The sequence below is a fragment of the Leeuwenhoekiella aequorea genome, assembly GCF_004104375.1.
GTDB classification, from domain to species: domain Bacteria; phylum Bacteroidota; class Bacteroidia; order Flavobacteriales; family Flavobacteriaceae; genus Leeuwenhoekiella; species Leeuwenhoekiella aequorea.
In genome coordinates this window covers 68,055-81,569 of record NZ_QOVM01000005.1, presented here as the reverse complement: position 1 = coordinate 81,569, position 13,515 = coordinate 68,055, and the positions used below count along the sequence as shown (strand labels likewise).

At 37.1% G+C, this 13,515-nt stretch carries 12 protein-coding genes and 1 riboswitch; of the genes, 3 read left to right on the top strand and 9 right to left on the bottom strand.

Features of this window, described 5'->3' with window-relative positions; genetic code table 11:
- Nucleotides 1-46: 46 nt before the first annotated feature.
- From DSM00_RS11495 to DSM00_RS11455, 9 genes are all read right to left on the bottom strand, one after another.
- A complete protein-coding gene (locus tag DSM00_RS11495; RefSeq protein ID WP_128758165.1) occupies nucleotides 47-1,291 on the bottom strand; it encodes a sulfate adenylyltransferase subunit 1 in 1,245 nt (414 codons plus the stop codon).
- Between the two features lie 50 nt (nucleotides 1,292-1,341).
- Nucleotides 1,342-2,241, bottom strand: coding sequence for a sulfate adenylyltransferase subunit CysD (cysD, locus tag DSM00_RS11490; RefSeq protein ID WP_128758164.1), 900 nt, complete (start codon nucleotides 2,239-2,241; stop codon nucleotides 1,342-1,344).
- A gap of 12 nt (nucleotides 2,242-2,253) precedes the next feature.
- Nucleotides 2,254-2,877 carry a phosphoadenosine phosphosulfate reductase domain-containing protein gene (locus DSM00_RS11485; RefSeq protein ID WP_128758163.1) on the bottom strand — a complete coding sequence of 208 codons (624 nt, stop codon included), beginning with the start codon at nucleotides 2,875-2,877 and terminating at the stop codon, nucleotides 2,254-2,256.
- Nucleotides 2,877-3,149 (bottom strand): DUF2061 domain-containing protein, encoded by a 273-nt coding sequence (locus tag DSM00_RS11480; protein ID WP_128758162.1) that lies wholly within the window; start codon nucleotides 3,147-3,149, stop codon nucleotides 2,877-2,879. The genes DSM00_RS11485 and DSM00_RS11480 overlap by 1 nt, the downstream gene beginning before the upstream one ends.
- A 162-nt stretch (nucleotides 3,150-3,311) precedes the next feature.
- Nucleotides 3,312-3,725 (bottom strand): RrF2 family transcriptional regulator, encoded by a 414-nt coding sequence (locus DSM00_RS11475; RefSeq protein WP_128758161.1) that lies wholly within the window; start codon nucleotides 3,723-3,725, stop codon nucleotides 3,312-3,314.
- Nucleotides 3,726-3,754: 29 nt separating this feature from the next.
- Nucleotides 3,755-4,921, bottom strand: a complete 1,167-nt coding sequence (locus tag DSM00_RS11470; RefSeq protein WP_128758160.1) for a trans-sulfuration enzyme family protein — start codon at nucleotides 4,919-4,921, stop codon at nucleotides 3,755-3,757.
- A gap of 172 nt (nucleotides 4,922-5,093) precedes the next feature.
- Entirely contained in the window at nucleotides 5,094-5,516 is a 423-nt protein-coding gene (locus DSM00_RS11465) for an OsmC family protein (RefSeq protein WP_128758159.1), read from the bottom strand.
- Nucleotides 5,517-5,541: 25 nt separating this feature from the next.
- Entirely contained in the window at nucleotides 5,542-8,925 is a 3,384-nt protein-coding gene (gene thrA / locus DSM00_RS11460) for a bifunctional aspartate kinase/homoserine dehydrogenase I (RefSeq protein WP_128758158.1), read from the bottom strand.
- Nucleotides 8,926-8,996: 71 nt separating this feature from the next.
- Complete coding sequence (locus DSM00_RS11455; protein WP_128758157.1) at nucleotides 8,997-10,274, bottom strand: O-acetylhomoserine aminocarboxypropyltransferase/cysteine synthase family protein; 1,278 nt, start codon at nucleotides 10,272-10,274, stop codon at nucleotides 8,997-8,999.
- Nucleotides 10,275-10,387: 113 nt separating this feature from the next.
- Nucleotides 10,388-10,496, bottom strand: a riboswitch (SAM riboswitch).
- Nucleotides 10,497-10,873: 377 nt separating this feature from the next.
- Here DSM00_RS11455 and metK point away from each other — a divergent pair.
- The 3 genes from metK to DSM00_RS11440 all read left to right on the top strand — a co-directional run bounded on the left by metK (nucleotide 10,874) and on the right by DSM00_RS11440 (nucleotide 13,482).
- Nucleotides 10,874-12,127 (top strand): methionine adenosyltransferase, encoded by a 1,254-nt coding sequence (gene metK, locus DSM00_RS11450; protein WP_128758156.1) that lies wholly within the window; start codon nucleotides 10,874-10,876, stop codon nucleotides 12,125-12,127.
- A 73-nt stretch (nucleotides 12,128-12,200) separates the two neighbouring features.
- Nucleotides 12,201-13,127, top strand: coding sequence for a 2-hydroxyacid dehydrogenase (locus DSM00_RS11445; RefSeq protein WP_128758155.1), 927 nt, complete (start codon nucleotides 12,201-12,203; stop codon nucleotides 13,125-13,127).
- Nucleotides 13,128-13,242: 115 nt separating this feature from the next.
- Nucleotides 13,243-13,482 (top strand): hypothetical protein, encoded by a 240-nt coding sequence (locus DSM00_RS11440; RefSeq protein ID WP_128758154.1) that lies wholly within the window; start codon nucleotides 13,243-13,245, stop codon nucleotides 13,480-13,482.
- The last annotated feature ends 33 nt before the right edge of the window (nucleotides 13,483-13,515 follow it).

Genomic DNA, 13,515 nt, shown 5'->3' with positions numbered 1-13,515 from the left:
AGTAAAAAAGAGGGCGACAAGTCGCCTTCAATTATAGTATTGTAAATTAACCGATAAAACCTACTCCGGCCGTGGTATTGCTTTGTGTATCAATTAATATAAAAGAACCGCCGGCTTTATTATCTGCATAATTATCGTAGAATAAATTTTTGCTCAATTTAAAATTAACCTTACCAATCTCATTTAATGAAAGTTGGTTTTTACTGGTATCCTCCCCAGAATAATCAGTTGCAATAATACCTTCGATACTATCTATTTTAGCTAAAATTCTATTTGAGTTATGTTGAATTTCATATTTCGCTCCTGGCACTAGCACTTTTCCATCCATCCAGCACACTGCAGCTTTTAAGGTTTTAGATGATTGAGGAACCTCGTCAGATTTTACTAATATGTCTCCCCGGGTAACATTAATTTCATCTTCTAGTGTAATAGATACTGAACTTCCTGCAACTGCCTCTTCATAGTGATTATCAAAAAACTCAATGGTTTTAATTTTTGATGAAGTTAGCGAAGGCAAAACTGTTACCGCATCGCCAACTTTGAGGCTACTTCCATAAATTTTACCCGCATAACCCCGGTAATCATGAAATTCATCTTTTTTAGGACGTATTACCGTTTGTACAGGAAAACGAGCAGCTGTTAGTTCATCATATTCCGGTTTAAGATCCTCTAAATAATCCAGAACACTTACTCCTTCATACCAGGACATTGTATTTGTCTTTTTAGCAACATTATCCCCTTTTAATGCGCTAATGGGAATAAATGTAATTTGCTGTTCATCATAGCTACTTTGAGCATTAAGCTTTTCAAAATCTGCTTTGATGTTTTCAAAAACCTGTTGATCATAATCAACGAGATCCATTTTATTTACAGCCACAATCACGTGTTTTACACGCAACAAATTATTTATAAAAAAATGGCGGTAGGTCTGTTCAATAACTCCTTTACGCGCATCAATTAATATAATCGATGCTTGAGCCTGTGACGCTCCCGTTACCATGTTACGCGTATATTCTACGTGACCAGGTGTATCTGCTATAATGTAACTTTTCTTCTTTGTAGAAAAATAAATATGAGCCACATCAATTGTTATTCCCTGCTCGCGTTCTGCTACCAGACCATCTGTCGCAAGAGAAAAATCAAGGTAATCGTATCCTTTCTTTTTACTATTACGCTCAATGGCTTCTAATTTATCATCGGTTAATGACTTAGTATCGTAAAGCAAGCGCCCTATCAAGGTACTTTTACCGTCATCTACACTTCCTGCTGTTGCTATTTTTAGAACTTCCACTTTGTAATTGTATTGTTATTGATATTGTTGTTTAGACTACCTTCTAAGGTCTAAAAATATCCTTGTTGTTTACGTTTTTCCATTGCAGCTTCAGAGCGTTTATCGTCTATACGCGCCCCACGTTCTGATATTGTAGAAACTTTAATCTCATTCACTATTCGTTCTATAGTATCTGCTTCAGACTCCACAGCCGCAGTACAAGTCATATCTCCTACAGTTCTAAAACGTACGATACGCTCTAATACTTCTTCATCTTCTTCTCGATAAACATACTTAGACGCACTCCAGATCAAGCCGTCACGTACAAAAGTTTTACGCTTATGCGAAAAGTATATAGATGGAATTTCAATTTGCTCCTGCTCAATATAGCTCCACACATCAAGTTCGGTCCAGTTTGATATAGGAAAAACACGTACATTTTGTCCTATTTCAATCTTTCCGTTTAAAAGATCAAAAAGCTCGGGACGCTGGTTTTTCTCATCCCATTGTCCAAAATCATCACGTACTGAAAATATGCGTTCTTTAGCCCGGGCTTTTTCTTCATCCCGACGTGCCCCACCTATACAAGCATCAAATTTAAATTCTTCTATTGCATCGAGAAGTGTTGTAGTCTGAAGCATATTTCGGCTTGAGTATTTACCGGTCTCTTCTGTCACTTTACCAGCATCTATAGCATCCTGTACATTACGTACAATAAGATTTAAACCCAACTCTTCTACAAGACGATCTCTAAATTCTATTGTTTCGGGAAAATTGTGTCCGGTGTCAACGTGTAGTAATGGAAAAGGAATTTTTCCGGGATAAAATGCTTTTTGCGCTAAACGCACTAATGTGATACTGTCTTTTCCTCCAGAAAATAACAATACCGGATTTTCAAACTGAGCTACAACTTCTCTAAAGATGAAAATAGCTTCGCTTTCTAGTGCATTTGTTTTTAAAATCTTACTCATTATATACTTGTTTTAGGCGTGTAAGCCACACTCCCGATTCTCCAAAACTTTTGTTGGATCAAAATATTTATGTTCGTTAGGCAAATTATTCTCCTCCAAAAAGATGTCTAACTCTTCATCGCTGTAATAATAAAACGGACTCACTTTTAAAATGCCGTCTGCTCCCTGACTTAATATGTCAAGATTATCACGATGGGCAGTTTGGCCTTTTCGTAAATTAGTAAACCAGACATCTGGTTTGTGATTTGCCATTGCTCGTTTAAAAGGTTCGAGTTTCACTTGCTCTGTAAACACTTTATGTAACGGATCGTCAATTTGCGGAATACCCATAACAACATCACGATGCGATGTGGTTTGCTTAGGCACGTATAAGTCAATATTTAATTTAAGTAGTTCAATGACTTCTTCAGCGTGTCTATAGGTATTAGGTGTGTTGTAACCCGTATCACACCATACCACAGGAATATCTTTTTTAGCCTCGCTTGCTACATATAAAATCGCAGCTTCATAAGGTCTAAAATTTGTTGTAACAACAGCATTTTGAGCATTTCTTACTGCCCATTTTGCAATCTCTAAAGGAGATTTATCTCCTAATTCTAAATTAAGCTGCTGTAATTTTTCAGTTGAATAACTCATTATTTTCCCCAGTTTATAGTGTTCCAAATACGTTCATGAAAGAAATACAATACCATTTTTGTCACAAGCTCTACAGCTCCTATCGAAAATGCCAGAGCTAACGTACCGGTTATCACCCAGGATATTAGAACAGTATCTATTGTACCCACAATTCTCCAACTAATAGATTTTACAATGCTGCGAGCCGGTTTCTCTGAAGAAACGTCTTTATTAAAAGAAGCCTTTTTTGGTTTTTCTTTATTAGTCTCGCTATATACCTGATCTAAAATCATAACTCAATTTCTAAAATCATCTTTTTATTTAAATCCTATCGGAATAGTAGGATTATAAAGCAAAAGTAGACCCCGCATTTATTATGACCAAATCTTTTAGGTAATTTTTTGAAACTTTTAAGTGATTTTCAGCTTTTAAGGAATAAAAAGAGAATTCTGCAACTATTCCTTGATGAGATCTGCTAAAGTGTTTTTATTTAAAACGGAAAGATTACTGTCGCGTAGCTGTACCATAAGGCTGTGCACAGAACAAGTAGTCTCATCTGGGCAATCATCGCAACGTTCATAAAAATTTAAACTCACACAGGGAACTAAAGAAACCGGACCTTCTAGGATACGCATAACTTCAACCATCTTAATATCTTCTGGTTGTCGTCTCAGGTAATATCCGCCACCTTTACCTTTTTTACTTCCAAGAAAACCGGCTTTACGTAGCGTAAGCATAATACTCTCCAGAAATTTTTGAGAGATATTTTCACTTTTTGCAATTGCTCCTATTTGCACAGGATCCTCTCCCTTATGCTTTGCAACATAGGCTAACGCCTTTAAACCGTACTTCGTCTTTTTTGATAACACAGCCTAAAAGTAGATAAAAAGTTAGAATTCTATGCTTTTAAGGCTTGATCTAAATCCGCAATTATGTCTTCTATATGCTCAAGACCTACTGAGCAGCGTACTAAACCATCTGTAATACCTACTTCAAGACGGTCTTCTTCTGCAAGTTTGCTATGCGTAGTAGATGCAGGATGCGTCACAATTGTACGTGTATCTCCTAAATTTGCCGAAAGCGAACACATTTTAATCGCATTTAAAAAATTACGACCGGCGTCTATTCCTCCTTTTACTTCAAAAGCCACAATATTACCTCCTAAACGCATTTGTTTTTTGGCGATTTCATATTGAGGGTGCGACTTTAAAAAGGGGTATTTTACCATATTTATATGCTCATGACTTTCTAAAAATTCAGCTACCTTCAAGGCATTTTCACAATGCCGATCTGCACGTACGTGCAACGTTTCTAAACTTTTTGAAAGAACCCAGGCATTAAACGGAGACAATGCCGGTCCTGTATTACGAGCAAATAAATAGATTTCACGAATTAAATCTGAGCGTCCTACGGTAACTCCGCCTAGAACCCGACCTTGACCATCAATCATTTTGGTCGCCGAATGAATCACCACATCTGCACCAAATTTTATAGGTTGCTGTAGATATGGTGTCGCAAAACAGTTATCGACAACAAAAATTAAATTGTGTTTTTTAGCTAAATCTCCTAGAAACTGAAGATCCAGCACATCGCACCCAGGATTTGTAGGTGATTCTACATAAAGAATTTTAGTTTCAGGCTTTATGAGGCTTTCTGCTTTATCAACTTCACTAACATTAAAATAGGAAGTTTCAATATTCCATTTTGGGAGGTACTTGGTAAATAGCGAATGTGTTGACCCAAAAACTGATCTAGCAGATACGATATGATCTCCGCTATCTAAAAGTGCTGCAAAAGTTGAAAAAACAGCAGCCATTCCCGTAGCAAATGCATAACCCGATTCGGCTCCCTCCAGCTTACAAATCTTATCTACAAATTCGCTAGTATTAGGGTTTGTAAACCTACTGTAAATATTGCGCTCCTTTTCTTCGGTAAATGATGCTCGCATATCTTCTGCATCTTCAAATACAAAACTGGAGGTTAAATATAAAGGCACAGAATGCTCTAAATATTCACTTCGGTTTAATTGGGTACGTATTGCTTCGGTTTCAAAATGCTTGCTCATTGTTCTTTTAGATATTAGGCTATAGCTGTGAGATTTATAACCCTCATAATGCTAATTAAATCTATTTTCTATAATCTGGTTGTCGTAGGATACTAACTCGTTGTCTCTGAAATATTAATCACTTTCACTAACTTCTTGCTTCTCCCTCTTTATACTCTTGGCTATTTAAAGTCTACGCAACTTCTTCACCATTCAGAAAAACTTTATAAGTGATATCAACACCTGCTTGTAAGGTTATTGAAACCGAACAGTATTTTTCAAAACTTAGCTTTGCCGCTCGCAATGCCTTTTCTGCCGGGATATCTCCTTCTAGATAAACTAAAACGCGCATAGCTTCAAAAGGTTTTGCACCTCCTACTTCTTTACGATCACCCTCTACCTCAACACGGTAGGAGTCAATCTCTAATTTTTGTTTTTTTAATATTGAAATAATATCAATAGCGCTGCATCCGCCTACTCCCATAAGGAGTAATTCCATCGGGCTACTACCATGTACTTCATCAACAGTTTTATTATCTATCATTACTGTATTTCCCGAAGCACCTTTGGCTTCAAACAGGTAATCGCTATTTTTTCTTTCAAGAATAACTTTCATACTAGATGTTTTATCTTTTAAACTTTTAATTGTTGCGCTCTGCAAGTTTCAATATATCACCAAAAACTCCTCTGGCAGTAACAGCAGCCCCAGCTCCTGCTCCCTGAATTACTAACGGATTTTCGCCATACGATTCTGTATAAATTTCAAAAATACTATCGCTGCCTTTCACCTGACCTAAAGCAGAATTTTTTGAAACAGTCACCAGCTTCACTTCGAGTGTACCGCCATCTTCTTTTGATAAATCTCCGTAAAGGTCGCCAACATACCGCAGAACCTCATCCTCTTTTAAAGCTTTTTTGCGCGATTCAAAAACAGCATCTAATTCTTTTAAACTGCCTAAGAAATCTGAAGCCGACCCATCCCGCAAATGATCTGGAATTAAATTCTCGATATTTACATCGCTGAGTTCTTTGTGTAAGTCGAGTTCTCTAGCTAAAATTAACAGTTTACGTCCTACATCATTGCCTCCCAAATCTTCTCGCGGATCAGGCTCTGTAAAACCTTTATCGATTGCTTCCTGGAGTACATTTGAAAAGCTTCGGTCTTCTATGGAAAATGTATTGAATAAGTAACTTAACGATCCACTAAACACTCCCTTTATACGCGTAATATTATCTCCAGAAAGATGCAATAAGCGTATTGTATCGATTAGCGGTAGCCCTGCACCTACATTAGTCTCATACAAGTAGCGTTTTTGATTTTCATCTAAAACCCTGCGTAACTTTTGATAAAAATCAAAACCTATTGTATTTGCAATTTTATTTGAGGAAACCAGATCAAAACCATTTTTAGCAAGATCAATATAATTTGCAATAAACTCAGCACTCGCTGTATTGTCTATTGCGATCAAATTAGCAAGGTGATTTGCCTTGGCAAAAGCGATAACTTCCTGGAATCCCCCATCTACTGCATGTGTATCAAAGTGTGATTTCCAATCTTCTGTAACCCCATTTTTGTCCAGTACTATTTTTTTAGAATTTGCTATAGCGAAGATATTTAATGAAATCCCTTTGCGCTCTTGAATGGTTGCTGCCGAAGCAAGTATCTGATTAATTAGAGTACCGCCAACTAATCCTTGTCCAAAAATGGCCACATTTATTTTCTTTGCAATGCCAAAAATTTCCCCGTGAACTACATTAATAGCTTTATTTAATTGGGGCTTACGCACAACAACACTCACATTTCTTCCGGTTACTGTATTATTAAAAAGTAACGGCACAATTCCGTTTTTTATAAGTTCGCTATACGGTTTGTGAAAGGTGCTTAAATCTTGCCCAATTATCGATATCACTGCAACCTCATCTATAATTTCAATACGGTTTACATCTTGATTTTGAAAATCTGCCTCAAATTCAAAACGCAACGCTGCGATAGCTTGCTGTGCCTGTTTAGATTCTACGACTAAACCTATACCACGTTCTGAAGAGCCCTGCGCAATAATACTCACACTCACGCCACTGTTACCCAAAGCTCTAAATATACGAGCATCAACGCCTACCTTACCTAACAGTCCGCGGCCTTCCAGATTGATTAACGCCATCTCACTCAATACAGAAAGTGATTTAATACCTTCCTGCTCAGTTTGTGCAGTGATTAATGTTCCGGTATCATCTGCATTAAAGGTGTTTAAAATACGTAAGGGTATATTCTTCTCGATTAAGGGAATTATGGTTTTTGCATGCAATACCGAAGTCCCAAAATTTGCTAGTTCGTTTGCTTCGCTATATGTCAAACGCTCAATTTTTTGAGCATCAGGTACCATATCAGGGTTGGCGGTAAAAATACCGTCGACGTGGGTATAATTTTGCAATTCGCCCGCGTCGAGATAATTTGCTAGCAGCGAAGCCGTATAATTACTCCCGTTTCTTCCTAAAGTGGTCGTTTGATTATCTTCATTACTTGCTATAAAACCCGTAACGACATGCACCGTATTCCCGTTGTACTTAGCGAAATGCTTTACTACTTGTTCTCTAGAACGCGTATCATTAGGTTGTGCATTGCCAAAAGTACCATTGGTTATTATAAGTTTTCTGGTGTCTGCAAAATGAGCATTAACACCTTGCTTTTGCAAAAGATGGGTAACCGTTTTTACTGAAATTAATTCTCCAAAAGACAACACCTCATCTTTTACCCTTCGGCTGTAATCGCCTAGTAATGTTACCCCTTCAAAAAGACGCTTTAATTCGGAAAATTCTGAAGATAAATCAACATCAAAGTCATGTTGTTGATAGGTTTCAAATGCTTCAAATCTATGCTCAATAGCTAAACCTGAAGCAGCAGCTTCTAAGATAGCTTCAAGCTCATCTGTTGCACCACCGCGTGCAGAAAGCACAACAGCAATACGCTCGTTATTAGCCACTTTTGACTGAATAATATCAAGAACAGTAGTTAAGCCGTTACCATTTGCTAACGACTTTCCGCCAAATTTTAAAATTTTCAGTTTTGCTGAATCTTCTTTAAAAACAGGATACAATAATTGCTCGAGCTGCTCAAATTCTATCAAAAAGGCATCGTGCCCGTGTACCGAATTTATTTCTCCGTATGTCACATTGTTTTTATGCTGGGCAAGTTGCTTGTAGGTTTCTCTGTTTTCGGCAGGTGTAAAAAATAGATCTGAGTCCACCCCGATGATATGAATATTTGCTTCAACCTTGCTCAAAATTTCGTTAAACTCTTCGCGACCTCGTGTCACGTCTATAGTTTTTAAAAGCTGATTCATTAAGCGGTAGGCTGCAACCTGAAAGCGATCTTTTAATTTATGACCGTGATGGTCTAACCAACTTTCGACATTAAAGATTTTCAAGTCTTCATTTGTGCTGCGCTGAAATTTGTTTTTAAAAGACTCAGGCGTTCGGTAGCACAACATCGCGTGCATACGTGCATCGTGAACCGGCTGCGATGAGTTTTTTAATATTTGTTCCTGAATCTGGCAATTTGCAATAAGCCAGTCTGTAGATTTCCAGTCTGATGCAACCGGGATTAAATGTTTTGTAATATCGGGTTGAAGCGCAATCATTTCCCACGCAATACCACCTCCCAGTGATCCTCCTATAATTGCAAAAAGCTCATTAATGTTAAGTAATTTGAGTCCTTCTAGAAAAGAACGCGCCACATCTTGCGCAACAAAATCTTTATAATTTTCTATTAAAAATCCGTCGTAACCATTCCCCGGAATATTAAAAGAAAGAATACTGTATGTATTTGTATCTATACATTTATTCTCTCCTATAATTTCATTCCACCAGCCCTCATCACCACTTACATGCGAATTTCCGGTTAGAGCGTGGTTCACTAAAATCACCGGTGCTGTCCCCAGTTCTTGACCAAACGTCTCATAACTCAATGGCAAGTTTAATTGATAACCGGATTGTGTTGTGAAATTGAGTACTTCAAGTTTGTGTAGCATTTTAGGGTATATTGTAGTATTAAAATCGCCTATCTATAAGACAGGCGATCTATAAATTAAAGCGGTGATTCTTATTTAATTTTAGCAAAAGCTGCCTTTAAATCGGCTTTCAAATCTTCTACATCCTCAAGACCCACAGAAAGACGAATTAAATCTTTAGTAACTCCGGTTGCTTCCTGTGCTTCATCATGTAATTGTTGATGGGTAGTACTCGCCGGATGAATAATTAATGATTTTGTATCTCCAATATTTGCTAGAAGCGAAAAAATTTCTGTTTTATCTGCAACTGTCTTTGCTCCTTCAAATCCACTGTTAAGACCAAAAGTTACAATCCCGCTTTGCCCGTGTGGAAGGTATTTTTTTGCTAGATCATTGTATTTGCTGCTTGCTAATCCTGGATAATTAACCCAAGCGACTTCAGGTTGTGCTTCTAACCAAGTTGCTAATTCCAGTGCATTTTCACTATGTTGCTTTATACGGACTTTTAAAGTTTCTAATCCCTGTATAATTTGAAAGGCATTAAACGGACTCAAAGCTGCACCATGATCCCGTAATCCTTCAATACGTGTTTTTGCAATGAAAGCTGCTGGTCCCAAGACATCATGATATACTAATCCATGATAGCCGGCAGAAGGTTCTGTAAATTCTGGGAATTTTCCGCTAGACCAGTCAAAAGTTCCTGCATCAATAATAACCCCTCCTAATGATGTTCCATTTCCATTGATGTATTTTGTGAGGGAATGAATTACAATATTTGCCCCGTGTGAAATAGGATTTAAAAGTGCAGGTGAAGCAACCGTATTATCTACAATTAAGGGAATTTTATGTTCTTTAGCTGTAGCAGAAATTTTTTCTAGATCTAAAACATCAAGCTTAGGATTTCCTAAAGATTCTACAAAAATAGCACGTGTGTTATCTTGTATAGCAGAATCAAAGTTTGAAACCTCATCAGGATTAACAAACGTGGTTGTTATACCAAATCTGGGAAGCGTAACATTCAATAAATTATAAGTTCCTCCATAGAGACTACTCGAAGCTACGATATGATCTCCTTGCTTTAAAAGTGTGAGCAATGCTGTGTTAATTGCAGCAGTTCCAGAAGCTGTCACTACAGCTGCAATACCACCTTCTAAAGCCGCTAGACGTTGCTCTAAAACATCATTTGTAGGATTATTTAAACGTGTATAAATAAAACCGGGTTGCGATAGATTAAATAATCCCGCAGCATGATCAGAATCATTAAAAACATAACTACTAGTCTGGTAAATAGGCACAGCTCGTGTACCTCCATTTGTAGTAGTGTCATGACCAGCATGTAAAGCTTGTGTTGAAAATTTTTGAGTACTCATCTTTCTTTTTTGAATTAAATAAATTAAACCAAAGTCAAATAATGCCGCTCTGGCACTAATTACAAGAAAAATGTTATTAAGAAAAATAAGCTATTCAGAAAAAATAGCTTGTTAGGTTATCTATCATCAGCACATTGCTGTTGTAGAATTTAGCACCTTCATCCCGTAGGAAGGGTTGCTAAGGCTTCATTGGGTCTATCCCTCCGCCTTTCTTGATAACATTTCAATACGTGTTTGAACTTTATGAGCGTAAAGATTGCAAAACCTTTTACAGATATGCAAGTAAACCCTATTAAATTTACAAAATGAAAAGTTTTCATAAGATTTTAATAGTCGTTTTGTAATACCTTCTAAATTTATACATTTGCGAACTCATTGAGGAAAGATTTGACTGATTGCAACCTCTTATACAAGTCTAAAACCCCTGTATAAAAAAATGCTAAAGGCAGTAAACAACTACCAGAAGTAGCCCTCGTCAAATCTTTTTTCGGTTTAAAACAATTCGCTGTGGGAGCACAGGAGTTATAAAAATCAAAACTAATTTTAAGTTTAGGTACGTGCTAAAACTTAATACCCCTAATTGGGAAAAATTTGCTTGAATGGCTTACTTATTTACCTCAGAAAGTGTGTCTGAAGGACACCCTGATAAGATTGCAGATCAAATTAGCGATACGCTTTTAGATAATTTTCTAGCTTTTGATCCAGAATCAAAAGTTGCTTGCGAGACACTTGTAACAACCGGGCAGGTTGTTCTGGCTGGAGAAGTCAAAAGTGACACCTATTTAGATGTTCAAAATATAGCGCGTGGTGTAATAAATGACATAGGCTATACAAAAGGTGCATATCAGTTTAGCGGTGACAGCTGTGGAGTAATCTCATTAATCCATGAGCAATCTAAAGATATTAATCAAGGAGTCGACAGGGCTTCTAAAGAAGAACAAGGTGCGGGAGATCAAGGAATGATGTTTGGCTATGCGACTAAAGAAACGGCTAATTATATGCCGCTAGCTTTAGATATATCGCATCGTATTATGATCGAACTTGCTAAACTGCGCCGTGAAGATAAAGATATTACCTACTTAAGGCCAGATGCAAAGGCACAGGTTACCATTGAGTATTCTGATGATAATATCCCTCAAAAAATCGTTGCGATTGTAGTTTCTACTCAACACGACGAATTTGATGAGGACGAAAAAATGCTAAATAAGATTAAAAAAGATATAATTTCTATTTTAATCCCTCGCGTTAAGGAAGGACTTACAGAAGACTTGGCAAAATTATTTAATGACGAGATCACCTATCATATAAACCCTACTGGGAAATTTGTAATAGGTGGACCACACGGTGATTCGGGACTTACCGGTCGTAAAATCATTGTAGACACCTATGGTGGAAAAGGCGCTCACGGCGGAGGCGCATTTTCAGGAAAAGACCCTAGTAAAGTTGACCGTTCTGCTGCATATGCAGCAAGACACATTGCAAAAAATCTTGTAGCTGCCGGTGTTGCTGACGAAGTTTTAGTTCAGGTTTCTTATGCTATAGGTGTAGTGGAGCCAACTTCAATTTTTGTTGATACCTACGGAACCAAAAAAGTGAGTATGAGTAATGGTGAGATTGCATCAAAAGTGCGTGAGCTTTTTGATATGCGACCTGCAGCCATCGAAGAGCGTTTAAAATTGCGCAATCCTATTTATAGAGAAACTGCAGCCTATGGTCACATGGGTAAAGATCCTCAGGTAATCACTAAAATATTTGAAAGTCCATACAGTGGTAGAGTGACTAAAGAAGTCGAACTCTTTACTTGGGAAAAACTGGATTATGTAGATAAAGTAAAAGAAGCTTTTGGCTTATAATATTTAAATACTTCACAACACTATCTAATGCCATTCAATTTGAATGGCATTTTTTAATTTTAGATAAAAAATAATGGCATTACTACTTATACGTAACGATAAAAATTATGAACCGTGGATCAAGGCTTTAAAAAAGGCCGATTCTTCAATCACCGTAGTAACTCCGGAGACGGTAGAAAATCCTGATGAGGTTACAATGGCTATTACCTGGAAAGCTCCACAAGGAAGTTTTGCAGATTACCCTAATCTAAAAGTGATAGGATCAATGGGTGCTGGTGTAGATCATTTGTTTGAGGATAAATCATTACCCGGCGATGTGACTCTTACTCGCGTAGTGGATGACAAACTCGCCAGTGATATGCAAGAATTTGTAAGTGCGCTATGCCTTAATCATATTAGAAATTTAAAAGTTTATTCGGCATTACAAGATCAATCAAACTGGAAACCTACTCCATACCGCAGAGCCAAAGAAGTTTGTGTAGGGATTTTAGGACTAGGAACACTAGGCCAAGCAGTGGGAACTATGCTAACTAATGTAGGCTTTAAAGTCACTGGCTGGTCACACTCAAAAAAGGAAATCGAAAATATAACTAGTTATTCTCAAAACGAACTTGATGCATTTTTATCGGAAGCAGAAATTCTTGTCTGCCTACTTCCTTTAACTGAAAAAACGCAAGGTATTTTAAATACTGAATTATTTTCTAAACTTCCTAAAGGCGCATATTTGATTAATGTAGCCCGAGGAGGACACCTAATAGAAAACGATTTAACTGAAGCATTAAAAACTGGTCAGTTAAGTAGTGCTGCAATAGATGTTTTTAATACAGAGCCTTTACCTGAAGATCATCCGTTCTGGAAAAATAAGAATATCATTATCACCCCACATATTGCAAGTATGAGTAATGCAGCTTCTGTATCATCGCAAATTGCCAAGAATTACAAAAGATTACAAAACGGTGAAGAATTAATGAATACAGTCTCCCACGATAGAGGATATTAATTAGCTCCAGCTAATTATTAAAACCGTTAAAAAGCCCCTAATTACATGTAAAGTGAGGTTAAAAGAGGCATTTTCAGGCTTCAATCCCTATATCTTTAATAAAAATTAAAAGATTATGGATCAAGTAAAGTATGATGAAATGGAAAAAATGCTTCACAAACTGGAGGATATTAAGAATAGCCAGGAAAGCATTATCGATAAAATAAATCATGTCATTACAGACCTTTTTCAACATCCTGATAAAGATCTTGAAAAAGCAATGGAAGCTGCTCATCAAAAGGCTTCAGATAATGTAGATAAAATAGCAGAGGCGATTGAAGCCTATGAGATGAAATTCAATAAAGCTCAGTTATAATTTAGCCTAACCTATTAAAAAGTAAAAACCCGT

Excerpts from the sequence above, each read along its gene's own strand:
- cysD (WP_128758164.1), bottom strand. The coding sequence starts at position 2,241 with ATGAGTAAGATTTTAAAAACAAATGCACTAGAAAGCGAAGCTATTTTC.
- DSM00_RS11485 (WP_128758163.1), bottom strand. The coding sequence starts at position 2,877 with ATGAGTTATTCAACTGAAAAATTACAGCAGCTTAATTTAGAATTAGGA.
- DSM00_RS11480 (WP_128758162.1), bottom strand. The coding sequence starts at position 3,149 with ATGATTTTAGATCAGGTATATAGCGAGACTAATAAAGAAAAACCAAAA.
- DSM00_RS11470 (WP_128758160.1), bottom strand. The coding sequence starts at position 4,921 with ATGAGCAAGCATTTTGAAACCGAAGCAATACGTACCCAATTAAACCGA.
- DSM00_RS11465 (WP_128758159.1), bottom strand. The coding sequence starts at position 5,516 with ATGAAAGTTATTCTTGAAAGAAAAAATAGCGATTACCTGTTTGAAGCC.
- thrA (WP_128758158.1), bottom strand. The coding sequence starts at position 8,925 with ATGCTACACAAACTTGAAGTACTCAATTTCACAACACAATCCGGTTAT.
- DSM00_RS11455 (WP_128758157.1), bottom strand. The coding sequence starts at position 10,274 with ATGAGTACTCAAAAATTTTCAACACAAGCTTTACATGCTGGTCATGAC.
- metK (WP_128758156.1), top strand. The coding sequence starts at position 10,874 with ATGGCTTACTTATTTACCTCAGAAAGTGTGTCTGAAGGACACCCTGAT.
- DSM00_RS11445 (WP_128758155.1), top strand. The coding sequence starts at position 12,201 with ATGGCATTACTACTTATACGTAACGATAAAAATTATGAACCGTGGATC.
- DSM00_RS11440 (WP_128758154.1), top strand. The coding sequence starts at position 13,243 with ATGGATCAAGTAAAGTATGATGAAATGGAAAAAATGCTTCACAAACTG.